This is a genomic window from Fortiea contorta PCC 7126 (genome assembly GCF_000332295.1).
GTDB lineage: Bacteria > Cyanobacteriota > Cyanobacteriia > Cyanobacteriales > Nostocaceae > Fortiea > Fortiea contorta.
This window is the reverse complement of the sequence record NZ_KB235930.1, coordinates 2064047-2088316: the sequence shown is the minus strand read 5'-3', so window position 1 is coordinate 2088316 and position 24270 is coordinate 2064047. Positions and strand designations below refer to the sequence as shown.

Here is a 24270-nt window from a genome sequence, read left to right as displayed (position 1 = left end):
TTGTGGAAGGAGACCTTCCCCACAAACTTTTCGCTGCGTTTAACCTCCGCGCCCCTCTGTCTTGAAAAGTTTGCTCAACGGGGGGAACCCCCGCACGCAACTTTTCGCCGCGTTGAAAATATGATCTATACAAATTAATTATTCATCGGCAATCAGCAGAACAATTTTACCTGTGATAGAGCCATTTTCGATTAATTGGTGAGCTTTTGCTGCTTCCGCGAGGGAAAACTTGTGACTAACATGGATTTTTAACTTACCTTCATCCATCCAAGTTGCAGATTGTGCGAGGATTTCTGCTTGGTGCTGTGAACTTTCAGTGATTCCTTGCAGCATCGGTGTCAACATTAATTCTAAGCTGATGCGGAGATTGCGATTTCTAGCGATTTTCCAATTGGTGTTGGCTGGTGGTTCTAAAATCGTCACGATATCGCCGTACATCCTGACTGCGGGGAAGGTTTTGTCAAAGGTTTCACCACCAACAGTGTCAAAAGCCAAATCCACACCCTCGCCATTAGTCCAATTTAAAGCCGCCTGTACAAAGTCTGTTTGTTGGTAAAAAATGATTTCGTCAGCACCTAATTGCTTGACAAAATTCGCCTTTTCCTGTGAACTGACGGTGGTGGCAACACCAGCACCTTTGAGTTTTGCTAGTTGAATTGCTACATGTCCAACGCCTCCAGCACCAGCATGAATTAATACTTTTTCTCTGGGTTCTAATCTTCCTCGTTCGTATAAAGCTTCCCAAGCGGTGATTAATACTAGAGGTGCAGCAGCAGCTTCTGCAAAGGTTATGGAAGAAGGTTTACGGGCTACGAATCGCTCATCAACAACGTTATATTCTGCGTAATTTCCTTGATGTGCACCTAAGCCACCATAGCAAAAATATACGGCGTCTCCTGGACGAAAATTTCGCACATCAGCACCTACTTTTTCCACAATACCAGCACCGTCACATCCCAAAATAGCCGGCATTTGCTGGGGGTAGAATGTACCCCGGTGACGCAGTTTGGTATCAATGGGATTGACACCAGCTGCGACTAAGCGAATTAAAAGTTCGGTGCTTTTTGGCGTAGGTTGAGGGACTTCTTGTAATTGCAACACCCCGGAATTACCCGCTGCTGTCATCAAGGCTGCTTTCACGACTCTTTCCTCCAGGCTAGAGATAGATGCATAATTTTGGTAACTTTAATTTTGCGGGTAATGTCCGCCCTATTCCTTAATTTTCCGTTTGTAACCGCGCCTGTAACTCCCGCACTCGTTCCACAGCTAACCCAGTAATTTCTACAGTTTCTTCTATTGTCATCCCCCTGCGGAGTAAATTTAGTGCAATCTCTTCTTGTGCTTGCTGACGACCTTCTTGAAGACCTTCTTGAAGACCTCTTTCCAAACCTTCTTGAAGACCTCTTTCCAAACCTTCTCTTGCCCAACTTGTTATTATTTCCATATATACCTCTTCGTTGTTTAATCCCATTCTATCGGCTGTCGCTTTAAACACTTCTTCTTCAGCTTTATTCAAATTCAAATACACATCCACAAACCCAGAAATTAATTGCATTTTTGCTGGATTTAACCTAAGTGTGGTCAGCAACCGCAAACATTCCGCCTTCACCTGTGGACGTTCTGAGCGGGGAATATTCATTTTTGCCATCAAAGCTGCAGCTACTGGATTTTGTTGAGTTAAATAATCTCGCCAACTGAGCTGATTTAGTTGAATAGCAGCAAAATTAAAATCGAGCACATTTAAATCAGCAAAAGCAACTCGATAATTTTGTGGTTCTGGGCGTTTCGGTTCATCAAATGAAAAAATTACCACCGGATAAATCGGTAAATCATATTTTTCATACAGTCGAGCAAAATATTTAAAAATCCGCTTGGCAAGTTCAGACTGATTGTAAGATTGATTTTCGACATGAATTAAAAAATAAGTTTCCTGCTGTTGATATTTAACCTGTGCTAACAAATCAATTTCTTTCTTTTCTCCAGAAGTGACATCATTAAATACCTATTGTGGCAAAAACTGAATTGAATCGCGGTCTATTTGGCTCGCTACTTGCGGCAGAAATAAATCTAAAAATTCCACAAAAAATGTGGAAATCAATTCTTTGAACAAACAATCATGGTCAATCATTTCCGTAACTCCTCTACAACATCCAAAATTTCGTCACTGCCGCAAAATTAATCTACAACTTTTCCGTAATCACACTCGACTCTAGAACAGATTATTAACATTGCTGGTTACAGGTCAAGAATGCGGTGTTGTTAGCGAGGAGTGAGAAACATCAGGCTGAGAACTGGGAATAGTCAGAAAATAGAGCGATCGCTATATGATTATTCCAGAATCTATCAAGTTTATGGCTTTCAATCCAGCACTGTGTTTAGCTATAGCCAACCACATCGCCGACAGTCCCCAACAGCGAATTACCTTTGCTGAATACATGGACATGGTTTTATACAACCCTGAACACGGTTACTATTCCAGCGCCGTCAAATTGGGGTTGAAAGGCGGCGATTTTTTCACTTCTGTTCACCTTGGGGCTGATTTTGGGGAGTTACTGGCGGTACAATTTGCCCAGATGTGGGAAATTTTAGAGCGTCCTGTACCTTTTTTCCTGGTAGAAATGGGCGCAGGTCAAGGATTGCTAGCAACCCATATCCTCACATACCATCAGCGACATCATCCAGATTTGTTTGCCATTTTAGAGTATGTAATTGTTGAAAAATCCCCCACTTTAAGACAAGAACAACAGCAACGCTTGCGAGATTTACCTGTGCGTTGGTGCAATCTTGAAGACATCCCGCCCAACTCTATCACTGGTTGCTTTTTCTCCAACGAATTAGTCGATGCTTTCCCTGTCCATCAGTTCACGTTGATAGGGGGAGAACTGCGAGAGATTTATGTAACAGTGCAAAAAAAGGGGGAAAATTTGCTTTCCCAGTCCACACCGTCATTTATTGAGGTGACAGGTGAAGCTTCGACACCACGATTAGCTGAGTATTTTGATTTAGTGGGAATTGATTTGACTCAGAGTGTTTATGAAGAAGGTTACAGGAGTGAAATTAATTTGGCTGCTTTGGACTGGTTGAGTATAGTAGCAGACCGCTTACAGAGCGGATATGTGCTAACTATTGATTATGGCTACCCTGCAAGTCGTTATTACAATCCCAGGCGATCGCAGGGAACACTACAGTGCTACTATCAGCATCGTCACCATCACAACCCTTACGTTAACATTGGGCAACAAGACATCACCGCCCACGTTGATTTTACAGCCTTAGAGAAATGGGGCGATCGCTGTGGTTTAAATCTAGTCGGTTTGACGCAGCAGGGATTATTTTTGATGGTCTTGGGATTAAGCCAAAGGATAGCCGCTCTTTCTCATCAACAACAATCCCTTTCCCAGTTACTCCAACGGCGCGAAGCACTCCACCAACTGATTGACCCTTCCGGTTTAGGGAGTTTTGGCGTCCTGGTTCAAAGCAAAGGATTGACACAAAAACAAATATCCCAACCCCTCAAAGGCTTAACTGTGCCAGAGTAAAAGTAACACTTAAAAATTAAAACTCTATTAAGGCAGCGTTAGTCTGAATGAACTAGCATAACAGTGATTACAGTGAAAACAAAACCACTCCCAAAGTAGCAATCATGAATACTCACGATCTGTTAATGCTAGCAACCTTACTCACGCCTGGGATTTTACTGTCGGTCATAATTATGGCAACATTTGCCGCAGGTGGCTAATTACCAAATGTGAAAACCAGTTATCAGTTGAGTAGGTAACGGGTGATAAATAAAGGGTTTCTTTATTTCATACTTTAGACTTTATACTTCAGCCTTTTGTACTAGCCCCCAATCCTCCTCACTGATAACTGTTCACCGTTGACTAAATCATAGAAACGCGATTGCTGTATTAAAGGAACGTAAACATGAAGGTGGCATTTCTGGGAACTGGATTGATGGGTCTACCAATGGCTCAAAGGTTGTTAGCCGCAAATGTAGAATTAATTGCATACAACCGCACCCCAGAAAAATTAGCACCACTACAAGCAGCTGGTGCAGAAATTGCAACACATCCCCGCCATGCAATTCGTGCGGCTGATTGCATAATTCTCATGCTCACTAACACGGCGGCTATTTATAGTGTGTTGCTTTCCGATACTTCTTGGCACACCCTTTCCGGGCGTACTGTCATTCAAATGGGGACAATTACCCCCACCGAAAGCCAAGAAATTAGAGATGCGGTAGTAGCTGCAGGTGGTGAATATTTAGAAGCGCCTGTATTGGGAAGCATCCCAGAAGCGCAAGCAGGTAATTTAATTGTCATGGTGGGTGCGAAAGAAGAACAATTCCAGCGTCACTTTCGATTATTGCGACACTTCGGCCCAGAACCCAAACTGATAGGAAATGTCGGAACTGCAGCCGCTTTGAAATTAGCCCTCAACCAACTTATTGCATCTCTCACCACTAGCTTTGCTCTCAGTTTAGCTTTTGTCCAGCGTCAAGGTATAGACGCAGAAGTGTTTATGCAAATTCTCCGAGAAAGTGCTTTATATGCACCTACTTTTGACAAGAAACTGACAAGAATGTTAGATGGTAATTTTGCTAATGCCAATTTTCCAACTAAACATTTGCTCAAAGATACAGATTTATTTATCTCTGAAGCCAAATCAGTTGATTTAGATATCAGTAGTATTAAAGGGGTGAGACAAATTCTACAAGCAGCGATGAAAATGTCGTTTGCTAATGATGATTATTCTTCTGTATTTTATGCGATTAAAGCTTGGGAAGAAGGGCGATGGGAGTAGTATAGTAGGAAACAAGAAACAGGCAAATTTTGCTCAACTAGCCGAGTTTTTCTCAGCTAAATATTGCTGAAAAGCAAAATGGGCAAAAGAGTAAATACCCACTGCTTGCTCAACTAATAACCCTTTACTCTCCATCAGCGATTTCAAAATCGTTTCACTATCAGTTGTGCAATTTCCCAAATGATGAAGATATTCAGTAATTTGTGCGGCAATCAATGTTTTGGGAAAAAAGTACTGGCTTTGTTGCCAAGTAAGCCGGGCAATCTGAGCGAGTAAATCTTGCTGTTGCTGTCGGGAAAATTGTTGAATAATTGGCGATCGCTCTATATGGCGTTGAGCATCCCATTTATGCAAAAATATATCTAGCGCTTCTTGATAAATTTCCCCAAACTGTCCGTAAAAACTACCTTTATCTGTAAACATTAAGCACAATAAAGTGAGAATTAAAGGATTAGTTGCTAGTTGTTGCAGTGGCAAATTTGCTCTTAATTCATTCAGAAAATTTGCTGTTTTTTCTGGCTCTTGGGATGAAAACCACTTGCTCACAAAGTCAGTAATCTGCTGATAATTAAAATCAGCAATTTCCACTTCAGTGAATTGTTCAAAAATGTATTCTTGAGATGCAATTTGAGTAGCGATCGCTAACCAATTCCGATAAAACCGCGCTGTAAATTGGCGAATTTCTCGCAACACTCGCTCAATATCACCTTCCCTCACCGCATCTAACCCATCCAGCAACACCATTCCCCGTCCCTGATTGAGCAGAGTTTCTGTGACTGGGATTGTCACAACTCCACACTCAGCCCACTGAGTTGCAATATATTCCAGTAAGCTTGGCTGTCCCCTCGTCTCAGCAAAATCTTTAAGGGTGATAAAAATTGGTACGCTCGCGCTTTTCCATTCACCCCAGTTACACAACAGCGCCAGCCATTTCAAAAATATGGTTTTACCTGTTCCCGGTTTACCCAAAATCATCAGCTTGTCGTCCCGTTCCACCACCTCTATTCCCGGAAACCGTTTCTGCGGTAAGTCAACATTTTCTAACAGTTGCGCCACACTTAATCGTCTGCGACTAGTCACCCGTTCTAAAATATCAACATCGGTGTAGATATCTTCCAATCGCATCGGCTGTTCCATACTCAGCACCCGCATCACACCACAACGCCTGTAAATACTCTCAAAAACTTTTTCTCGCGTAGTCTGCACCAAAGCCTCAATCTCAGAAATGCTCGCAGCTGTTTCCATTTCCGGGAATGATAACCCAGTCACAATCTCTTCCCAGTCAAGGTCGAGCTTTTCGCAAATTGTCACAAAAATATAGCGGTCAATCGGTTTACCTTGAAAAAACTTAGTGATTGGTTGACGACTAATCCCTAATTCCCCAGCTAAACCCTGCTGCGTCAAAGAATGACTAATTAGCGCCGCTTTCGCTTTATTAATTCCCTCGGTGGATGCTTGGAGCGATCGCCCACTCATTCTACTCCATCACCTATATATCTATTGATATAGACAAAATAACTCATGCACAACTCATGCACAAGTCATTCACAAATCATCCACAAACCCAGCTGTAAATCACACCAAAAAATGCGAATCTAGAAATCTAGCTTATTTGACATCTCTTACATTATCTGAGTTAATACTATGATAGACAGTTGCTTAAGGAGGTATTATGACTGGAATTAACGTCACCATAGACGCTCCTTCCGCAAAAGACGTAATGCAAGACGCACTAGAGCGCATAGCACTAGGATTTCAAGATTATCTAAATTCTTTACAGCCTGAAGAAATTAAATGTTTAGCCGAAAATCTAGAAACCACTCTGACCAACCCAAAATACTCTCAGGCTGAAACAAATTTTGCTGCTAAATTGGGCGCTAAGAGTATCAGTGATGAAGAACACACTAGATTAGAATTTGCTACCCTCGCCAGAAACTTTAAATGGAGACAAGAACTGCTCAAGTCTTCAATAACAGCGCCACAAGTAGCCGAATTGCTCAATACCACTCGACAAACCCCCCATGACCGTCTCCGCAAAAATTGCTTAATCGCCGCCCAAGATAACGGAGTTTGGAAATTTCCCGCTTGGCAATTTGATCCTGAAGGGCCAGACGGCGTAATTGCTGGACTACCAGATGTTTTAAAAGCGTTGAAGGTTCCAGCTTTATCAAAAATTACATGGTTGACTAGACCCAACGCAGCTTTAAATAAACTTACCCCCGTAGAAGCTTTGAAATTAGGTCAAATCAACGACGTGATTGCTGAAGCGCAAACAGTGGGAATTTTCTAGATCAATTTATTTAAAAACTTGACAAACAATTAAGAACCACAGATCAACACAGACTCCATTCTGCGTTCATTTGTGGTTCAATTTTTTTAGCAGGGGTTAGGGGTTAGGGATTAGGAGTTAGGGATGAGGGATTAGGGATGAGAGATGAGGGATTAGGGATTAGGTCTTTCCTTGCGTCCTCCTCTCTGCGCCTTTGCGCCTACCCTGCGGGAAGCCGCTCCGCGTCTATGCGTGAGATAAATTCATATGTCAATTCAGCAACGCCAAAAAACATTTATGCAAAAGGTTTTCTGTTGATGTCCTAAAATCCCCAACCCCCAGCCCCTATTTGTCAACCACCAACATTATCCTTCGGGGTAATTGTCATCTATCTGCTAAAGTGAAAAACTGACAACAGTATAGGGAATCACACTTACAAAACTTAAACCTTCCGGAAACACGTAGAAGACCAGTGAATGTTGCAATATATAAGGTTGAATGTGCTGGTCTATAGAAATCTGGAAAATCGGAAACCTGAAGTATTCTGTTGTTGTCAGTTAATTAGATGAGGAGTGATGGAGGTGGTTAAGCTAATCGTTCCGCCACCTTGCTTTAGCAAGCCAAAACCAAAATTGTACACCCTAAAAAAAGGCACGGAAGTTGTCAGAATATTCCAGACGGAATATAGTCCGACTGCTTTATCTTTTCGTTTTTGGGGTCCCCTTCATCGCTTTGATCATCATCGAGGTAACTGTCCTAGTTTTTGTTATGAACCATCAGATTGTGAGCGCTGCGACGATCGAGAACGTGGTATATATTATGTTGCCCCTAAACTTTCTAGTTGTCTAGTAGAAATTTTTGGCAGCGTTGGTTGTGTAGAAATTACAGACCATCTAGTAGCCATAGTTAAGCCCACTCAAAATTTAAAACTACTAGACATTCGCGGTGCTGGTGCGATGCGTGCTGGTGCGAATGAAGCCACCTTGGCGAAAACCGAAAAGCGCGGTCTGAGTCAAGCTTGGTCACGCTATTTTTATGAGCAACCAGAAATTTATTCGGAAATTCACGGGTTGATTTACTGTAATGCTCATAATAATGAAGTAGCGATCGCACTTTATGAACGCGCTCAACATTTAATGGTCTGTGAGCCAGAAAATGTTTTCCCCCTCAAACATGAATTATTGCGAGGCGTAGTTTTAAAAGCCGCCAGCGACAATAATTTAGAGGTAATTCGTTATTGGTAACTCTGGCTAAGGTTAAAGAATTGGGGTGTTGGGTATATTCCCGCCCCAATGCTATAAACAACTAATCAAGATAACTTGATCAAAAAATATGGGTGACAATTCAGATAAAGAAACAGGTAAAAACCAGATTTCTAGAGAGGCTGTAGACTGGTTACTCAAACAAATTATCCAAATACCGAAAACTTGGTTAATTATTACTACTATTTTTATCGTTCTCAGCACTTTTCAAATCAACAAAGACGAAAAATTAACATTTAAATTTGAGGTTACAAATACAACAGCCGTGTTTTTAGCATTGCTTTGGGTACCATCTGTACTCAAGATTTTTGCTTTAACTGGGGGAGCAGTGAAAACACCCGCAGGGGAGATTACTGGCTCCAGCATGATGCCTATGTTACAGTCATTAACCGGGGATACCCTGGGGTTTTTGATTGAGCAAACCAAGCTCGCAGAAGACGTCGCACCACCCCAACAACAGCTAGAAATGCGCCAAATTCGCCATGAATGGCAAAAAGAATACGCATCAAGGATACCCATATCCGAAGCTAGACAGCAAATGGAGCGCTTGAGCCAACGTTACAAAGAATTACGAAATACTATGCCCGCCGGCGCCAAGCGTACCTTTGAAATGGAGTCAATTGCAGGGAGAATGCGAGCACTAGCGCCAGAGGTGAATTTTTCTAGTGAGGAAGTGAATCAACTGCTCAAATCGAGCGACCAAGGTAAACGATTGCTGGGATTATCTGTGGTGGAATGGTCAGGTGATCCAAATTATTTTTATACAATTCTCCAGATCATTAATAATTCAGAAACAGCATTTGAGCAGACTTGTGCATTGCGAGGCGCAGAAAAAATGGTATCGCAGCTTAAAGAACAACAGAAAAAAGACTTGATGTCTGCAATCATACATCAGCGTGATTATAACGAAGCAGAAAAGCGTTGGATTAGACCTAATTCTAATCGTTGGTCATTGAGCGATCGCATTTTATCGGCTTTAGAAGCATAGCGATATTTGTAAATTAACAACACAATCAACCCGAATTATGATGATAATTCGGGTTTATCTTTTTTCATGAATACCAATTCAAATCATCTTGATATACCTAGATTCAGCGTAGTGCGCTTACTCCAAATTTTTTAATACGTAAAATATATTTTTATTGTATAAAATTTGCAACGCTGCTTCTAGAAAAGATTTGACTGCTTTGTAATTAATACCAATAAGTTTGACTAATTAGTATAATGGCTATCTTGTTCAAGATCAATCACTTATTTATCAATGTAAAAAATATTTTTTACATAGAAATAAAAATTACATAAAATCATAATACAACCGTAAAAATATAGAAAACTGTCGATTTAATCCAGAATCATTTCACATACTGCTACGTCTATTGCTAGAGAAAATCTTCAACAGGTTTTCTCATAATCGTCCGGATATATTGTTGTGAGATCAGAGGACTTTGATAATGGCTGATAGTAGTCTGAATCAAGGACAAATGGTTAATACATCTTCCCCAAGTCTGATTAAAATTAAAAAATTATCTACGATTCTACTTCGTCGCAGATATTTGATATTGGTTGTTTCTGGCGTAGTTATGTCTTTTGCGAGTTTCATGACTATCATTAACAAACCCATGTATCAAAGTTCAATGCAGATGTTAGTGATTTCCAAATTAAAAGAAGATTTAAGCTCAAATAATAGCCAACATAATTCAGAAATTAAATTTACAGATTCTGCTGCTCACGTTGCTGAATATACAATTCAGTTAAAACTGATGCTGAGTTCAAAGTTAATCCGGAAAACTGTAGATTTACTGCGTCCTTACTATCCAAATATTACCGTAGAAGATATCAGTTTTAGTCAAGAGGAAGATAAAAAACCACCTTTAAAAGTTACACAATTAGAAGGAATCAGAACAGTTAACAAGGTTTTTAGTCAAGTATTTGAAATTTCTTTTCAAGACCAAGATCCAGTCAAAACGCAAAGAGTTTTGCAAGCCTTACAGACAGTTTATCAAGATTACAACATCCAACAGAAAAATGAGCGATTGCATCAAGGTTTAGCTTTTATTAACGCCCGTCTACCAGAAATTAAACAAAAATTAATTCAATCTCAAAATCGGCTAGAAGAATTTCGCAAAAAACATAACCTACTAGATCCAGAAGCACAAAGTAAAATTTTACTCACATCTCTTGCTGATATCCAGAAGAATTTACAAACTACCAGCGCGGAAATTCAACAAGTACAAACCCTGTATGCAAACTTAAAACAAAAAATGGCGTCCTCATCCCAAAACGCCCTGATTACTCCTCATTTAAACCGCTCGACTCGTTATCAAGCTTTGCTCAATGAGATTCAAAAAACTGAATTAACTTTAGTTCAAGAACAAAAGCGCTATACAGATGCTTCTCCCACGGTACAAACACTAAAGCAGCAACGCCAAAATCAACTGGCGTTATTACAACAAGAAGCAAAAAAATTACTAGAAAATAAAGTTATCCATCCTGGTAATTCTGAAAAATCGCTATCAGTACCAAATGAAATCGAAGGTGTTGATGTTAAATTAATGGCAGAGGTTATTCAGACACAAACAAAAGCTTTAGGATTGATTGCTAACGAAAAAAGTTTAATCGAATCAGAACAAAATCTGCGAGTAGAACTGAAAAAATACCCAAGCTTAATAGCAGAATATAATCGACTACTCCCAGACGTAGAAACTAATCAAAAAAGTCTTGAACAATTGCTTCAACAACAACAATTATTAGGATTAAAAATTGCTCAAGGTGGGTTTGATTGGCAGGTTTTGCAAGAACCAGCAATTGGAACTGACATTAGTAATCACAAGTCATTACTTTTATTTGTAGGCGTGATAGCTGGGCCAATTTTAGGTATTTTGGTTGCTGTAATTTGGGAATTATTTGATAAATCGATCTATTCCACACAAGAATTACAAAGATTGGCGCGTCTCCAATTATTAGGTAAAATGCCCAATTTAAGCATGAATAGGTTTAAAAAGCGTTTGCCAAACCTATCTAATGAAAGAGAAAAAAATCTACCATATTTAATAACAGCAAACGATGTCATACTACCCCATCACCAAAGTTTAGAAATAATTTACCAAAACCTACAGATATTAAAACATTCCTCGCCTGTAAAATCGCTGCTGTTAACTTCAACATCGGTTGGTGAAGGGAAAACAACTTTAGCTTTGGGATTAGCAGCTAGTGCTGCTCATATGCATCAACGAGTACTGCTGATTGATGCTAATCTCCAGCGTCCTAGTCTACATAATATTTTAGAAATTTCTAATGATTGGGGGTTGTCTCTGTTATTAGTTGATGAAACAAATAGCCAAATTCATGAATATATCCAACCCATTCACCCATCTATTGATGTTTTGACTGCTGGGCCTTTTCCAGAAGATACAGTGACGCTATTTAGTTCTCAGAGAATGAAACAATTAATTGCATATTTTGGGCAGAATTATGATTTAGTATTGATTGATGCTTCGGCAATTTCAGATATGGTTGATGCAAGAATTCTCGCCCCCTTATGTGATGGAATCATCATGGTGAGTCGCATTGGTCAAGTTAAGCGAAATGAATTGATTCAGGCTAAAGAAATTTTGAGCAATTTAAATTTAGTTGGTGTTGTTGCTAACGAAGTTTCTTAAGGTTAGGGGTTAGGAGTTAGGGAATAAAGCGTGTAATTATGTAATTTGTGAGTGATGAAAATATCCAGATATGTTTTAAAAAGAGCTAGGAAAAGATATTTGTAGTTGATATCTTCCTTGTGATAGAAGTCTGGAGATAGAAAGCTTTTCAATATTTACTTATCAACACCAATATGTGTTGATTTTTTACATGCGTATTCACCAAAAATTGTTATATCCCCTAAAATTAGCACAAATATGACCTCTAAAACTATATTTGAATTACCTGGGCCAAAAGGAGATTCTCTTGTCGGTAGTCTGGTTGATTTTGGACAGGCTCCTCTCGATTTTTTAACTAGGTGCGGTCGTGAATATGGCGATATTGTACCTATGTATTTAGCTTTAAATCCAGCTTGTTTATTAACTAATCCTAGCTATATTGAGCAGGTGCTGAAAGAGCGAAATTTTTTTATCAAAAGTCGGGGTTCACGCGCTCTCAAAAGCTTGGTGGGTGAAGGACTTTTAACAAGTGAAGGAGAATCTTGGTTACGTCAGCGTCGTTTATTACAGCCAGTATTCCACCAAAAACGCATCGCTAATTACGGGAATATCATGGTTAGTTATACTGAACAAATGCTTGAGACTTGGCGAGATGGAGAAACGCGGGATGTGCATCAGGATATGATGCGTTTGACTTTAAATATTGTGATGAAGACAATTTTTAACCGCGATCTTGCAGATCAAGAAGCTCAAAATGTTGCTGAGGCGTTAAACTCAGCAATGGATTGGTTTGAAAGTAAGCGTAAAGAAAATTTTGTTTTTGTAGAATGGTTGCCTATACCTGAAAATATTCGTTATAAAAATGCTGTTGAGCAGATGGATCTAACTATCTATCAAATGATTAATCAACGGCGCACGAGTAATGAAAATTCAGGAGATTTACTCTCCATGTTGATGGAGGCTCGTGATGAAATTGATGGTAGCCAAATGAGCGATCGCCAATTACGCGACGAAATTGCCACTTTAATGCTAGCAGGGCATGAAACTACATCTAATACTTTAACAGGTGTATGGTTACTATTATCTCGTTATCCTCAAGTTCGTGACAAATTGTTAGCGGAATTACAACAAGTTTTAGGCAATAATTCACCGAGCATTGCAGACATACCACAGTTACCTTACACCGAGATGGTCATCAAGGAAGCGATGCGGATTTATCCTCCCGTATTCATGATGGCTCGTGAAGCTGCTCAAGATTGCGAAATTGGTGGCTATGAGGTGCCATCTGGCTGTATGTTGATGATGAGCCAGTGGGTGATGCATCGCCATCCGCGTTATTTTGCAGAACCAGAGGTATTTAAACCGGAGCGCTGGACTAACGATTTAGAGAAAAGTTTACCCAGAGGAGTTTATTTTCCCTTTGGCGATGGCCCCCGCATTTGTATTGGTAAAAGCTTTGCACTTTTAGAAGCAGTTTTAATCTTAGCGACTATTGCTCGCAAATTTGAATTAACTCTTGTCCCAGAGCATCCCATCGTACCCCAAGCCGCAATCACACTACGTCCAGCATACGGCGTGAAGGTAGTAGTGCGATCGCTCGATTTTTCATAATTCCCCAAATATCACAATCCCCAATAGCTGAGAAATGGGAACCCCTCATGTTGCAAAACCTGTCTCATCTCATTGATAGACGCTATCGTAAAGAGAATGTCAACTAAAGGCTGAAGTATGAAATTACCTCACCCATAAAGCGATGAGGTTTGAACTACATCTAATCAGCGAGGTAATTTTATCCCAGCTTGCGACTCCCTGACCGCTCCGCTTCTTCATCCTAGCCTGCGGCAAGCCGCTCCGCGTCTACATACTTCATACTTCATCCTTCAGTTGACTATCTATGGGAAACTACTGGATGGATAAGCGTCAAATAGATACTGATGTGATTACACGAGCAGCATGAAATTCCAACTGTTATTCAGCTCTTTATTTTCCCAGATCAAAGAACGCCATTGGTGGGTGGGTATCTGCTTATGGTTTGTGTTAGTGGCGCCAGCGCAAGCGTCCGTAATTTTGCGTGTAGCCATAGAGAGAGATGTGAATCAAGTAAGAGTTGGTAGTTCTACGACTGCTACGGTCAAAGATAGTACTGGTCGTAGTCTCGGACAATTACCAGCTAAAAGTTCATTTTATGCCCAAGCTATCCCCGGTGGAGTGGCTTTAGATAAATGGCAATCTGGTTTATTTTGGATTGAGCCAACAGGTAAAGGATTTGTTTATATTGGCGATCGCTGGTATCGCGGTAGAACTCTGGTGATTCCCACACAAAAAGGCTTAACGGCCGTGAACTGGGTAGACCTAGAAGAGTATCTCTACAGCGTGATTGGCGGCGAAATGGACGCCCGCTGGCCTCAAGAAGCACTCAAAGCTCAAGCGATCGCCGCCCGTACCTACGCCCTCTACGAACGGGAAAAACAGCGCACCAGTAACCCCATTTATGATTTAGGTGATAGCCCAGATCGCTGGCAAATTTACAAAGGCATTATCAGTGAATCTCCCAATACTTATGCTGCAGTAGATACTACCGCAGGGCAAGTATTAACTTACAACAACAAAATCATTCTCTCAGTCTTCCACGCTTGTTCTGGGGGACACACAGAGAATGTTGAAGATGTTTGGGGAAATACTCTCCCCTACCTACGCGCGGTTCAAGACTACGACCAAAATATCCGCGAGTGCAACTGGGTCAGAACCTTCTCTCCCAATGAAATCGGCTCCAGAATTGCTGGTGTCGGTAACGTCAAAGATATAGTTGCGGAAGCATTATCACCTTTCCGTAGCGTCAAAGCTCTCCGAATCGTTGGCGATCAGGGCACTAAAATACTACAAGGTGAAGATGTCCGGACTGCACTCCGGTTGAAAAGTACCCGTTTTCAAGTCAATAAGGGAGCTGACGGAAGTTTTGTTCTCCAAGGACTAGGCTACGGTCATGGTTTAGGTATGAGTCAGTGGGGCGCTTATAATCTCGCCCAGCGAGGCGCTAACCATCTGCAGATTTTGGGACACTATTACAAAGGTGTAGCCTTGACACCAATTCAGCCCAAGTAGCCATTAGACATCTCCAGAAATGATGTAAGGGCGAACGGTTGTTCGCCCCTACCAAGGATTATGGGTAACGCGGAATTAATTTTTGGAGATGTCTATTATTTTTAGAGAGGTTGCATTGCAACCTCTCTAAAAATAATTACGAATCTAAAATTACTTATGATTCATCTAACCGCCGTTGCCATTCTGCATCAATTTGTTCAGAGCGCTCAAATTCCTGCTCTAGTAAGTCATTTTCGCTAGAATACACCACATCTTCTTTGCCAATGACTTTTTCTGCCGCAAACTGACTAGCGTAGTTTATTTTTTGCTGTAGCGCTGCATCTTCTTGGACTAATAGCCTAGCCCGAAACAGGCGATCGCGATTACGAGCAAAAATTTGCCGATTTCGCCACTGTAGCCAGAAATAACGCACCAACGGTACACCCAAAAAACCAATACCATAAGCTAGCAGTAACCAATAAATCCCCTGAACAAAAGCTACCAGCCCACCTATCTGAGCCGCAACAGTCCCGTCTCTCAATAAACTTCCTAATACCAAAGCACCCACAAAATTGAGTGCGCCCAACCCCGCACTCAGCATATTCTGTCCAGAACTCGCAGCACTAAAACGCCAAGGGAATTCTTCTAAATAAGCTGGTACCGACCGACGATTCTTTTTAGTAGCTCTTACTTGTAATTCCGGAAAATAATAGACAATTTGTCCTTCTGGACTAACTTCTGGCTGACCATTGAATTTTGTTAGCACAGGTAACATATAATCTTCGTATTCTTGTTGATAACCCTCGCCAATATTATCTAAATAAGGAGCAATTTGCTCTGCTATTACTGCACCACGGTGATTGCGAATTACACTGGCTATTTCTTGCCAACGACGTTTTTCTAAATTGTCATTAGGATTGCCATCACCAAATAAAAATGAAAAGACAGCCTCGAAAAAATTGAGATCACTTTCTTGGCGTCTTTCACGGCGTTGTTCCTGATAATCTGGGCTAAAATACCAAAATAAATCTGGAAAAAAGAAAAAGCCACCACCGCCAAAATTACTCCCCCCGCGATCGCTGTCACGATCTGAGTTAGCAGCACTCATAATCACAATCATGGTAACTGTAATTAACGCGATGGAAGCAATTAAGAAAACTCCAAAGGAAATGCGAATCAAGTAAAATAGCACGCCCCAGAGCTTTTGCCAGAATTCTTGCCAGCGCAACTGCCAATATTTATTCCGTAAAATTGCTCGAAAGTTTTTTGGAAATAGGTAAACAATATCACCAGAATCTGCTACTTGCAAATGTCCCCCAGCATCTGATGCGAGGGCTAATAAGCCCTGCCCAGCCTCGGCAACATTCAATCCTGCCTGGGTGGCTACATCGCCTACGGTAACGCGATAGCCCAGTTGTTCTACAGCCTGCATGATAGTGGGATTGGGAGCCATTGCCCTCCCCTCCTAGGGAAAATCACTCTCTATTTATTCAGTATAAAGTTTTATTTTGTGTGCCTGTGCAATCTGCTCATTAATTACCAATTCAATCTCCACACAATTGATCAAAGGTAATTTTTAATTGCCTGCGGTTTTAATTGACACTCTCCCCATGTTAGAATCGTTTGCCTCGGCTTGGTTAACCAGCTACTTTCTCGCCTTAAATATGGTTCAGTATACTCTCGCTCAAAGTCCAGAAATTATCCTCACTGTTTCTGGCAAAGATTCAGCCAAAGCCCGTGAAAAAGCGATGGATCAACTGATAGAATTGATGGATGCAGGCAAGCTACCAACGGAACTAGAAGAAGGATTTGGCCCTCAACAATTAATTGAGGTCAAAGAACCAAACGTTGAGACAGCTAACAGTGAGGATGCGATTACACAAGCTGTCCAAATTCTCAGTAATTTGGCTACCCTTAAGCTCAAAGTTCAAGAATCACGCACTGAAGCATTAGAAATTCGCAAGGCAGTTGATGTTCTCTTCTCGGATCAGTTAGTGACTGAGGAAGAAATTACCCGCCTCAAAGAAGGTTTTAAGGTTCTCAAAAATTTTGCTCAAGCTAATCTGCGTTATCAAGAAGCACGCGCCAAAGCAGAACAAGCAAGGCAGGTTTTAGATCAGGCGCTAAAAGCATCTGAGAAGTAGTTCGCTCTGTATGGAGGCGTAAAATTTTACGTCTCTACCAAAACTACTTGACAATATAAAATTGCTTTTTCTCTGTAACTGGGGCGCTAGGATTCGAACCTAGGGATGGCGGGACCAAAACCCGCTGCCTTACCACTTGGCTACGCCCCAAAGATGTCACTTTAGATAATATAACAGCTAATCCAGGGATAATGTCAAGTACTTTGAGAAGAGATTTAGGAAACAGGGGACTTTGGCACAGCGATCGCCTGCATTCAGTTGTAGTTATATTGGGAAAATGCGCCCTTACTGTACTTAAGGTATCATTACCTTGTTTAATTGCTAAACTGTAATATCTGTAAAACTCAGACGCTAAAAAAGCGAAATATTCTTAAGCCCTAGTATATTTTCTCTTGTTAATGGTGAAATAATTATGAATATCCAACGTAAATATAGTTTACCGAACTGCACATTGCTGCTGGAGGGCTTAAGTGATGCCACGAGGGCGGTACATTTCCAAGAGCTGCGCCCCGAATTATCAATTTTGGTAAACGCCGAATGCTACTTATCCAACTATGAACAGCCTTTAGTAGGAGGGCGCGAGTTTTTTGAAAGCTTGGTCAGAGCAGTTAGCGGTTATGCTCAAGAATTTTTGAGCAGCGTTCCCAACCCCCAAGCACACAACCATGATTCAGAGCTAGTAGAACTGCAAAAAATCGATAACAACAGGCACAGGCTCATTGTCCATTCAGAAATGGACACAGCAGGCTTTGAGACTAACCATAACCGTGGTAACCAGGCTGTGGAAATAGACCTGAACACAGTGCAGTTGTTTGATTTAGTCGAGGCGGTGGATCAATTTTTTGCTGATACCCAAACTTTACCAGAGTTGTCACTAGAATTACAACCTGTTACCAGACGCAGTAGCGTTGCTAGTCAAGCATTAATCAGACAGGTTGTACCTGCTGGACTTGGTGTCTCCAGTGTAGCAGTGGCAGCAGTTGCTTTTAGCTTAATTCCCGTACCGCAAGTACTTCCGCCAGAGCCAAAGCCACAAGAAAAATCTAGCTCGATAACACCTACCGCTAGTCCTGTTGCTAGTCAATCTGCAACTCCCACTCTGACCCCCACGGTAACACCTACACCCATCGCCTCCGCGACTCCCACTCTGACTCCGATAGCAGCACCACCCACCACAGTTAAAGATTTAGAAGCACTATTAAATACAGTTCCAGAAATTACCGACGCATCACAACTGCGGGCTTTAAATCGCCAACTCTACAATCAAATTAATCCAGCTTGGACTAATCGTGGTGGATTGAAAGAAGATTTAGTCTATCGTGTCGGCGTAGCCTTGGATGGGGCAATTATTGGTTATAAAGCAGTCAATCAAAAAGCCAATGAGGAAGTAGATAAAACCCCTCTGCCCAATCTACTTTATAATCCTGCCAACCGTAATTCTCCTACTAATGAACCAATTGCCCAATTTAAAGTAGTATTTACTCGTGCGGGTGTGCCAGAAGTTAGCCCATGGCGGGGATACATCGGTAAGCCTGATGTGGTGGGAGCGAAAATTTCCGACCCGCAAAAAATCAGCGAATTAAACCAAAAGCTTTACACCACAATTCGTAAAAAATGGGCTGGTACTCCTAGCTATGACCAAGAACTGAGATATCGAGTCGCAATTGATAAAGATGGTGCAATTTCTGATTATGAACCACTCAATCAAATTGCTGTTGATTTCCAAAAAGAAACTCCTCTGCTGAACATGTTACAAGAAGTGTACGGTGCAAATCGCATTGTCCCCGACAGCAAAGAACCCCTCGCCCACTTCCAAGTCGTGTTTCGCCCTAGCGGGAAGCTAGAAGTTCATCCTTGGGAAGGTTATCGGTAATTGTGGAATGGGGAGACAAGGTAGTTTGGGGGGAAAAAGAATTTATGCTTCCCACACCTCCCCCTCTTCCCACACCTCCCCCTCTTCCCATGCCCCATACCCAATAAAATCTATTTAGCCACTCTCCCCATGTAATTTCCCCACAATTGAGCAGCTTGAGCGCTGCTACCAGAGGTGGGTGAATTATTGTCATTTCCTAACCAAATACCAGTGACGAGTCGCCGACTGGGAATGAAGCCAATAAACCAGAGGTCAACGTTATCGTTAGTAGTCCCAGTTTTTCCAGCTTCTCCTAAACCAATAGCCGCACTGCGACCAGTTCCGCTGGTGACGACTCTACGCATCAAACCTGTCATTTCTTCAGCGATACCATTAGGAAGTACACGCTTATTGGCGTCTGGATTTTGGTCAAAGGAGTAGATGACACGACAAGTTTTTGGATCTTTGCGATCGCGGCAATCACTGCTGTCTAAAATTCTAGTAATAGCATGGGGCGGATTCCATACTCCACGATTGCCAATAGCACCGAAAGCACCAGTCATTTCTAAAACATCAACTACACTTTGACCTAATACTAAACCTGGAACCGGGTCTAGTGGTGACTTGATTCCCAAGCGCTGCGCCATCGCTACCACTTTATCTAACCCAATTTCTCGCGCCACCCTCAGGGCGATAGGGTTTTCTGAGAGCGCTAACCCTGTACCAATATCTAAACTACCGCCAGCGCCAGAACGACAGGGTTTGTAGGTGAAGCCTTGCCAAGTTAAGGGCGCACAGGAATAGCTCCTGGATGAAGAAATTCCCTGTTGTAGGGCGGCGGTATATGCAAAAATTTTAAAGGTAGAACCTGGTTGTCTTTTGGCTTGCACAGCCCGGTTAAACTGACTTCTTCTATAATCAGTCCCGCCCACCATCGCCAGGATACCACCAGTGCTGGAATCTAAGGTAACGATCGCCCCTTGGGAAAACCTAAAATTCGCGCCATCTCTGTTGACTGAATTCCGCAGCGCTGCTTCTGCTTGCGCCTGAACTTGCAAATCTAGTTGCGTCTCAATGATATAGTTACCTTCCCTAGCCGCTCCTTCTCCCAAAATAGATTCCAGTTCTTGGAAAACATAACTATAAAAATAGGGACTCAGGGTTTTGGCTTGTTGTTCGCAGACTTTGGGAATCACTTGGACTGTGGAACGTCTAGCCCGGTTCGCTTCTTCTGCGGAAATTTTTCCCATTTCCACCATGCGCTTGATGACGCGGTTGCGGTATTCTGCGGCTTGGAGTTTATTCGGCCCATCACCGCAAAAATCGAAAGCATTAGGCCCTGGTAAAATTCCCACCAAAGTAGCCGCTTCTGCCAAAGACAATTCCTTAGCGGGTTTACCGAAGTAATATTGAGCAGCATCCTCAAAACCCGATGTATCCGCCCCCAGAAAAACTCGATTCAGGTAGGTCAGCAAAATTTCATCTTTGCTGTAAAAAGTTTCCAGTTTCAAAGCCACAACGGCTTCCTTTAATTTCCGCGCCAATGAATCCTGTCTACCTACATAGTCGCGGAACAAACTGCGAGCGACTTGCTGGGTGACGGTACTGGCTCCTTGCTGCACATCTCCACTGCGGCTATTAATTAAAACAGCTCGTAAAATCCCTAACGGGTCTACTCCAAAGTGCCAATAATAACGGCTGTCTTCCGAGGCTACCACCGCCGCAGGTAAATAGCGGCCGAAATCTTCCAACCGTTTCATGTCCACATGGGAGGTGGTGCGCGGTTCCCGCAGCGGGGTTTGACCGTCGCGGGCGTAGACAATCACTGGGGCGCGGGTGGTGGTGGGTAGGGGTGTAACGGAAAACTTCAACCATTCCACCCCAATCAGTAATCCTACCAGGGCGCTGACACCGCCCACACCATAAGCTCCCCAAGTAGCGGCTTTTACATACCATTCTGGTGGATCAACGTATTGTAACCGCACAGAAGCCGCTAGTTCTGGTGGGCCGAGGGTGAGAATATCGCCGTGTCGCAGTTCTAAAGAAGAAATTCGCCGTTTACCGCGATAAATACCATTAGTGGAGTTTTCATCTTTAATCACGAATACGGGGGTACGCTGTGTAGAGTCCCGCGATAGTGACAAGTGAATTTGACTGACTACCGGGTTGCGGATAATTATATCGCAGGATTTAGAACTACGACCTAGCATATAGCGATCGCCCAACAACGGATATATTTCTGCCTTATCCGCCCCTGCATCCTGCACCCAAAGTTCCGGTACTTTAGCATTAGGTTTGAGCGCCAGTTTGGAAAAATCAACTCTAGCTTGAATTGTATGTACTGCTTGAGTTAGTTGACCAAGTAAGGTTTGGGGCTTGTGCGGCGGTTGGGGGGAATTCATCGGTTATTCACATTACAGTTTTACAGTTAACACTTATTAGTAAAAAATTCAGCGAATTATCATCTTGCTGCTGATCTTCCATCATTTTACTCATAAGGTAAAGAAGAAATTATCTACACGGAATTATTTTCGGTTTAATCTTACACCAAGATAATATTTATTCAGCTAATTTACGTTATTGAGCTTGCTCATTTATTTACCTCTACAAAATTTTATCATTGCTCAAAAATGGCTATTTTATCTACTATTACTAGGTTTATCAACAAAACTCAGCACATTTGCTTTGGTATTGAGCAAAACCTACGTTGCATTAAACATCATGTAATTTTTACAGCTTTAACAAATCCTCATAATTTGTAGCAAATCAATACATCCCCATTTAGGAAGATTTTCTAAATTCTTTTGTCTGATTTAATGGGGCGAGTGTTCCGTTGAGGTTAATTCAGAATGATGGGAAAATCTCTGAGCTTGTTTGGTGCAGCCCTAACTTTGGCTTTGTCCACCAATGTTGCTGTTGCTCAATCAAGTCAATCCCCTGTAAACGAATCCAGTAACTCATCCGCAGATTCAGCAACGGAAATCAAGTTGTCACCAGAAGGATTTAAAATTCTGTGCGAGCGCTCTCCCCTCAATTCCCGTTGTCCTGGGGGTACACCTCTGACTCCTGCGGCTTCTGGTAGCACTACAATCCCAGAAGATAAATCTTTTGAAGGTGGTACAACTCCGGGTAACTTAGCTCCTGTACCTGGAACAGCAACACCAGATTCCACCGCTCCGGGTAACTTAGCTCCTGTACCTGGAACAGCAACACCAGATTCCACCGCTCCGGGTAACTTAGCTCCTGTACCTGGAACAGCAACACCAGATTCCAGCGCTCCTGGTAACTTAGCTCCTGTACCTGGAACAGCAACACCAGATTCCAGCGCTCCTGGTAACTTAGCTCCCGTACCTGGAACAGCAACACCAGATTCCAGCGCTCCTGGTAACTTAGCTCCTGTACCCGGAACTTCTACAGGTAAATAAAAGTAGAGTATAGTTCTGATGATAATCGGCGATCGTTCATGAGAACAGTTTGTAGAGACGTTGCTATGCAGCGTCTCTACAGTTTTGAGGTGGTATAACAATTTTCAAGCAAACAGTAACAAATCTCGATTATTGAATCATGGAGATTTCCCCGTTAAAAGTTCCCTTTTAGCAATACTGACTACAACCGACGATGAGAATGTGGTGTTTTTTGTAAAGAAGCAATTAGAAGGCAAACAATCCCAACACTGATAAATGAATCTGCCAAATTAAATACAGCAAAATTGATCAGTCGAAAATCTATAAAATCAACAACATAACCCAAAACAAACCGATCAATACCATTACCGATCGCTCCTCCTAAAATTAAACCATAACCAAGCTGATCCCAAAAACTTAATGCTGAACCAAATAACGCCAGCCCAATTAAAACTAAACTAACTGCTAAAGATAGCCAGCGTAACCACTCTACTTTGCCGCTCAGTAAGCTAAAAGCTGCACCAGTGTTTGTGACATAGGTGAGGTGAAATACTTCCGGAATCAATGGCAAAGTTTGTCCCAGTTTGAAGGTTTGGACTACCCAGTATTTTGTCAATTGGTCTATCAAGAAACCAACGAACGCGACGAGCCAGAATAGGCGATTTTTTAAACGCATGAAGTTAGAAGTTAGAGGCTAGGGGTTAGGGATTAGGGGCTAGGGAATAATTTGAAATTATGGTGGTGGGTTTCATTGGTTCTGACGAGGAGTAGAAACGCGAAATTTATCGTCTCTACAATTAATCGCACACTCAACCATCAAAATTAGTGCAATAAACCACTAATCTCTAGCCCCTTCCTAATTAATAAAACATTAAGTGGCGCAATATATATGCTATTACCGTAACGGCACAGATAACAGCTAGTTGTCCAGGTAATTTAGACCATGAGTAGCTGGAGATTGCTTGCACTAATGTCAAATTTTCCATGCTTTGCCATTGAAAAAAATTGCTGAAAATCAAATAACTAATACCGCAGATGTGAACGGCTAGCAAGCCACAAACACAACTAAAAGCGAGAGTTTCTAGTCTGGGTCTGGCTTTAAAGGCTAAAAAGCCGCAAATCCAAGCGCCAGGAATAAATCCCAACAAATAGCCAAAATGAGCTAGCTTAACATAACCGATGCCGCCACCTTCGGAAAATACGGGTAATAGCGTCAAACCCATTACCAAATAGGCAATCTGCGAAAGTGCGCCAGCATTTTTCCCGCCTAAACAACCCACTAGCAGCACGGCGCCAATTTGATAGCTGACACCTAAAGAATAAGTTTGAATTCCATGCTTACTCCAACTCCAAGGCCAGGTGATACCATAGGATTCTAAAAACGTGCCACCCATTGTCAGCAGTAAGCCAATCATAGACCAAAGCAATTGATTGGAAGCGACAAACATTTATTAGGCAAAGCCAAATAGGCAAAAGAGAAAATCCCGAACAACTAGTATAAGCACGAATGTGCAAATAAAACTAGTACTTTGACATTGAACGCATCCAATAATTAATCTTGCGTTACCTGAAACCCTTATAGGAAGCGAGCATAAGCAACGTCTCTACGTTCGGTTGCAATTGTTTTTTTGTTCCGTGTTCCCTCTTAAGAGTCTTCACGAATGAATTTAATCCTGTCCGACTACCTATAAGTATTAATCGCTGTTTTCTGGAATGGAAGTATAAACTATATCCAAAAATCTGGCAAGTCAATTCTTGAATGTTTATGTAAAAAAAAAGATTTTTTCTATTTTGTTAACCTGTTGTTTACCTTGAAG

Annotated in this window: 19 protein-coding genes and 1 tRNA gene; 11 read left to right on the top strand and 9 right to left on the bottom strand. The window is 41.8% G+C overall.

The window, feature by feature from the left end; genetic code table 11:
• Positions 1 to 138: 138 nt before the first annotated feature.
• The 3 genes from MIC7126_RS0109815 to MIC7126_RS32235 all read right to left on the bottom strand — a co-directional run bounded on the left by MIC7126_RS0109815 (position 139) and on the right by MIC7126_RS32235 (position 2128).
• Positions 139 to 1140 carry a zinc-dependent alcohol dehydrogenase family protein gene (locus MIC7126_RS0109815; protein WP_017652964.1) on the bottom strand — a complete coding sequence of 334 codons (1002 nt, stop codon included), beginning with the start codon at positions 1138 to 1140 and terminating at the stop codon, positions 139 to 141.
• 76 nt (positions 1141 to 1216) lie between these two features.
• A complete protein-coding gene (locus tag MIC7126_RS27345; RefSeq protein ID WP_017652963.1) occupies positions 1217 to 1960 on the bottom strand; it encodes an RpnC/YadD family protein in 744 nt (247 codons plus the stop codon).
• Between the two features lie 42 nt (positions 1961 to 2002).
• On the bottom strand, positions 2003 to 2128 hold the full coding sequence (locus tag MIC7126_RS32235) for a hypothetical protein (RefSeq protein WP_017652962.1): 126 nt from the start codon (positions 2126 to 2128) through the stop codon (positions 2003 to 2005).
• A gap of 223 nt (positions 2129 to 2351) precedes the next feature.
• Between MIC7126_RS32235 and MIC7126_RS0109805 the strand changes: the two genes are divergently transcribed.
• Both MIC7126_RS0109805 and MIC7126_RS0109800 read left to right on the top strand, forming a co-directional pair.
• Complete coding sequence (locus MIC7126_RS0109805; protein WP_026100151.1) at positions 2352 to 3539, top strand: class I SAM-dependent methyltransferase; 1188 nt, start codon at positions 2352 to 2354, stop codon at positions 3537 to 3539.
• A 385-nt stretch (positions 3540 to 3924) separates the two neighbouring features.
• Positions 3925 to 4803 carry an NAD(P)-dependent oxidoreductase gene (locus tag MIC7126_RS0109800; RefSeq protein ID WP_017652960.1) on the top strand — a complete coding sequence of 293 codons (879 nt, stop codon included), beginning with the start codon at positions 3925 to 3927 and terminating at the stop codon, positions 4801 to 4803.
• Positions 4804 to 4836: 33 nt separating this feature from the next.
• Here the strand turns inward: MIC7126_RS0109800 and MIC7126_RS0109795 are convergent, their stop codons facing one another.
• Positions 4837 to 6279, bottom strand: coding sequence for an NACHT domain-containing protein (locus tag MIC7126_RS0109795; RefSeq protein ID WP_017652959.1), 1443 nt, complete (start codon positions 6277 to 6279; stop codon positions 4837 to 4839).
• Positions 6280 to 6475: 196 nt separating this feature from the next.
• Here MIC7126_RS0109795 and MIC7126_RS0109790 point away from each other — a divergent pair, with 196 nt between their 5' ends.
• The 6 genes from MIC7126_RS0109790 to MIC7126_RS0109765 all read left to right on the top strand — a co-directional run bounded on the left by MIC7126_RS0109790 (position 6476) and on the right by MIC7126_RS0109765 (position 15074).
• Positions 6476 to 7093: a hypothetical protein gene (locus MIC7126_RS0109790; RefSeq protein WP_017652958.1), complete on the top strand. Its 618-nt coding sequence runs from the start codon at positions 6476 to 6478 to the stop codon at positions 7091 to 7093.
• A gap of 554 nt (positions 7094 to 7647) precedes the next feature.
• Positions 7648 to 8316: an RES domain-containing protein gene (locus tag MIC7126_RS0109785; protein WP_017652957.1), complete on the top strand. Its 669-nt coding sequence runs from the start codon at positions 7648 to 7650 to the stop codon at positions 8314 to 8316.
• A gap of 88 nt (positions 8317 to 8404) precedes the next feature.
• A complete protein-coding gene (locus MIC7126_RS0109780) occupies positions 8405 to 9322 on the top strand; it encodes a hypothetical protein (RefSeq protein ID WP_017652956.1) in 918 nt (305 codons plus the stop codon).
• A gap of 463 nt (positions 9323 to 9785) precedes the next feature.
• Positions 9786 to 11993 (top strand): GumC family protein, encoded by a 2208-nt coding sequence (locus tag MIC7126_RS0109775; protein ID WP_017652955.1) that lies wholly within the window; start codon positions 9786 to 9788, stop codon positions 11991 to 11993.
• Between the two features lie 237 nt (positions 11994 to 12230).
• The gene (locus tag MIC7126_RS0109770; RefSeq protein WP_017652954.1) at positions 12231 to 13583 is read left to right on the top strand and encodes a cytochrome P450; all 1353 of its coding nucleotides are present in this window, start codon (positions 12231 to 12233) and stop codon (positions 13581 to 13583) included.
• 342 nt (positions 13584 to 13925) lie between these two features.
• Positions 13926 to 15074, top strand: coding sequence for a SpoIID/LytB domain-containing protein (locus MIC7126_RS0109765; protein ID WP_017652953.1), 1149 nt, complete (start codon positions 13926 to 13928; stop codon positions 15072 to 15074).
• 154 nt (positions 15075 to 15228) lie between these two features.
• Here MIC7126_RS0109765 and MIC7126_RS0109760 read toward each other — a convergent pair whose 3' ends face one another.
• Positions 15229 to 16506 (bottom strand): hypothetical protein, encoded by a 1278-nt coding sequence (locus MIC7126_RS0109760; protein ID WP_017652952.1) that lies wholly within the window; start codon positions 16504 to 16506, stop codon positions 15229 to 15231.
• 211 nt (positions 16507 to 16717) lie between these two features.
• Between MIC7126_RS0109760 and MIC7126_RS0109755 the strand changes: the two genes are divergently transcribed.
• Positions 16718 to 17197, top strand: a complete 480-nt coding sequence (locus tag MIC7126_RS0109755; RefSeq protein WP_026100150.1) for a hypothetical protein — start codon at positions 16718 to 16720, stop codon at positions 17195 to 17197.
• 78 nt (positions 17198 to 17275) lie between these two features.
• Here MIC7126_RS0109755 and MIC7126_RS0109750 read toward each other — a convergent pair.
• Positions 17276 to 17347 (bottom strand) — tRNA-Gln (locus tag MIC7126_RS0109750).
• 262 nt (positions 17348 to 17609) lie between these two features.
• On the opposite strand from MIC7126_RS0109750, the gene MIC7126_RS0109745 reads away from it, so the two are divergent.
• The gene (locus tag MIC7126_RS0109745; RefSeq protein ID WP_017652950.1) at positions 17610 to 19070 is read left to right on the top strand and encodes a DUF4335 domain-containing protein; all 1461 of its coding nucleotides are present in this window, start codon (positions 17610 to 17612) and stop codon (positions 19068 to 19070) included.
• A gap of 110 nt (positions 19071 to 19180) precedes the next feature.
• Here the strand turns inward: MIC7126_RS0109745 and MIC7126_RS0109740 are convergent, their stop codons facing one another.
• Positions 19181 to 21451 (bottom strand): transglycosylase domain-containing protein, encoded by a 2271-nt coding sequence (locus tag MIC7126_RS0109740; RefSeq protein ID WP_017652949.1) that lies wholly within the window; start codon positions 21449 to 21451, stop codon positions 19181 to 19183.
• Between the two features lie 447 nt (positions 21452 to 21898).
• Here MIC7126_RS0109740 and MIC7126_RS0109735 point away from each other — a divergent pair, with 447 nt between their 5' ends.
• The gene (locus MIC7126_RS0109735; protein ID WP_040629762.1) at positions 21899 to 22474 is read left to right on the top strand and encodes a hypothetical protein; all 576 of its coding nucleotides are present in this window, start codon (positions 21899 to 21901) and stop codon (positions 22472 to 22474) included.
• A gap of 181 nt (positions 22475 to 22655) precedes the next feature.
• Here MIC7126_RS0109735 and lspA read toward each other — a convergent pair whose 3' ends face one another.
• Positions 22656 to 23129, bottom strand: a complete 474-nt coding sequence (gene lspA, locus MIC7126_RS0109730) for a signal peptidase II (RefSeq protein WP_017652947.1) — start codon at positions 23127 to 23129, stop codon at positions 22656 to 22658.
• A gap of 184 nt (positions 23130 to 23313) precedes the next feature.
• Positions 23314 to 23901, bottom strand: a complete 588-nt coding sequence (locus MIC7126_RS0109725) for a biotin transporter BioY (RefSeq protein WP_017652946.1) — start codon at positions 23899 to 23901, stop codon at positions 23314 to 23316.
• Between the last annotated feature and the right edge of the window lie 369 nt (positions 23902 to 24270).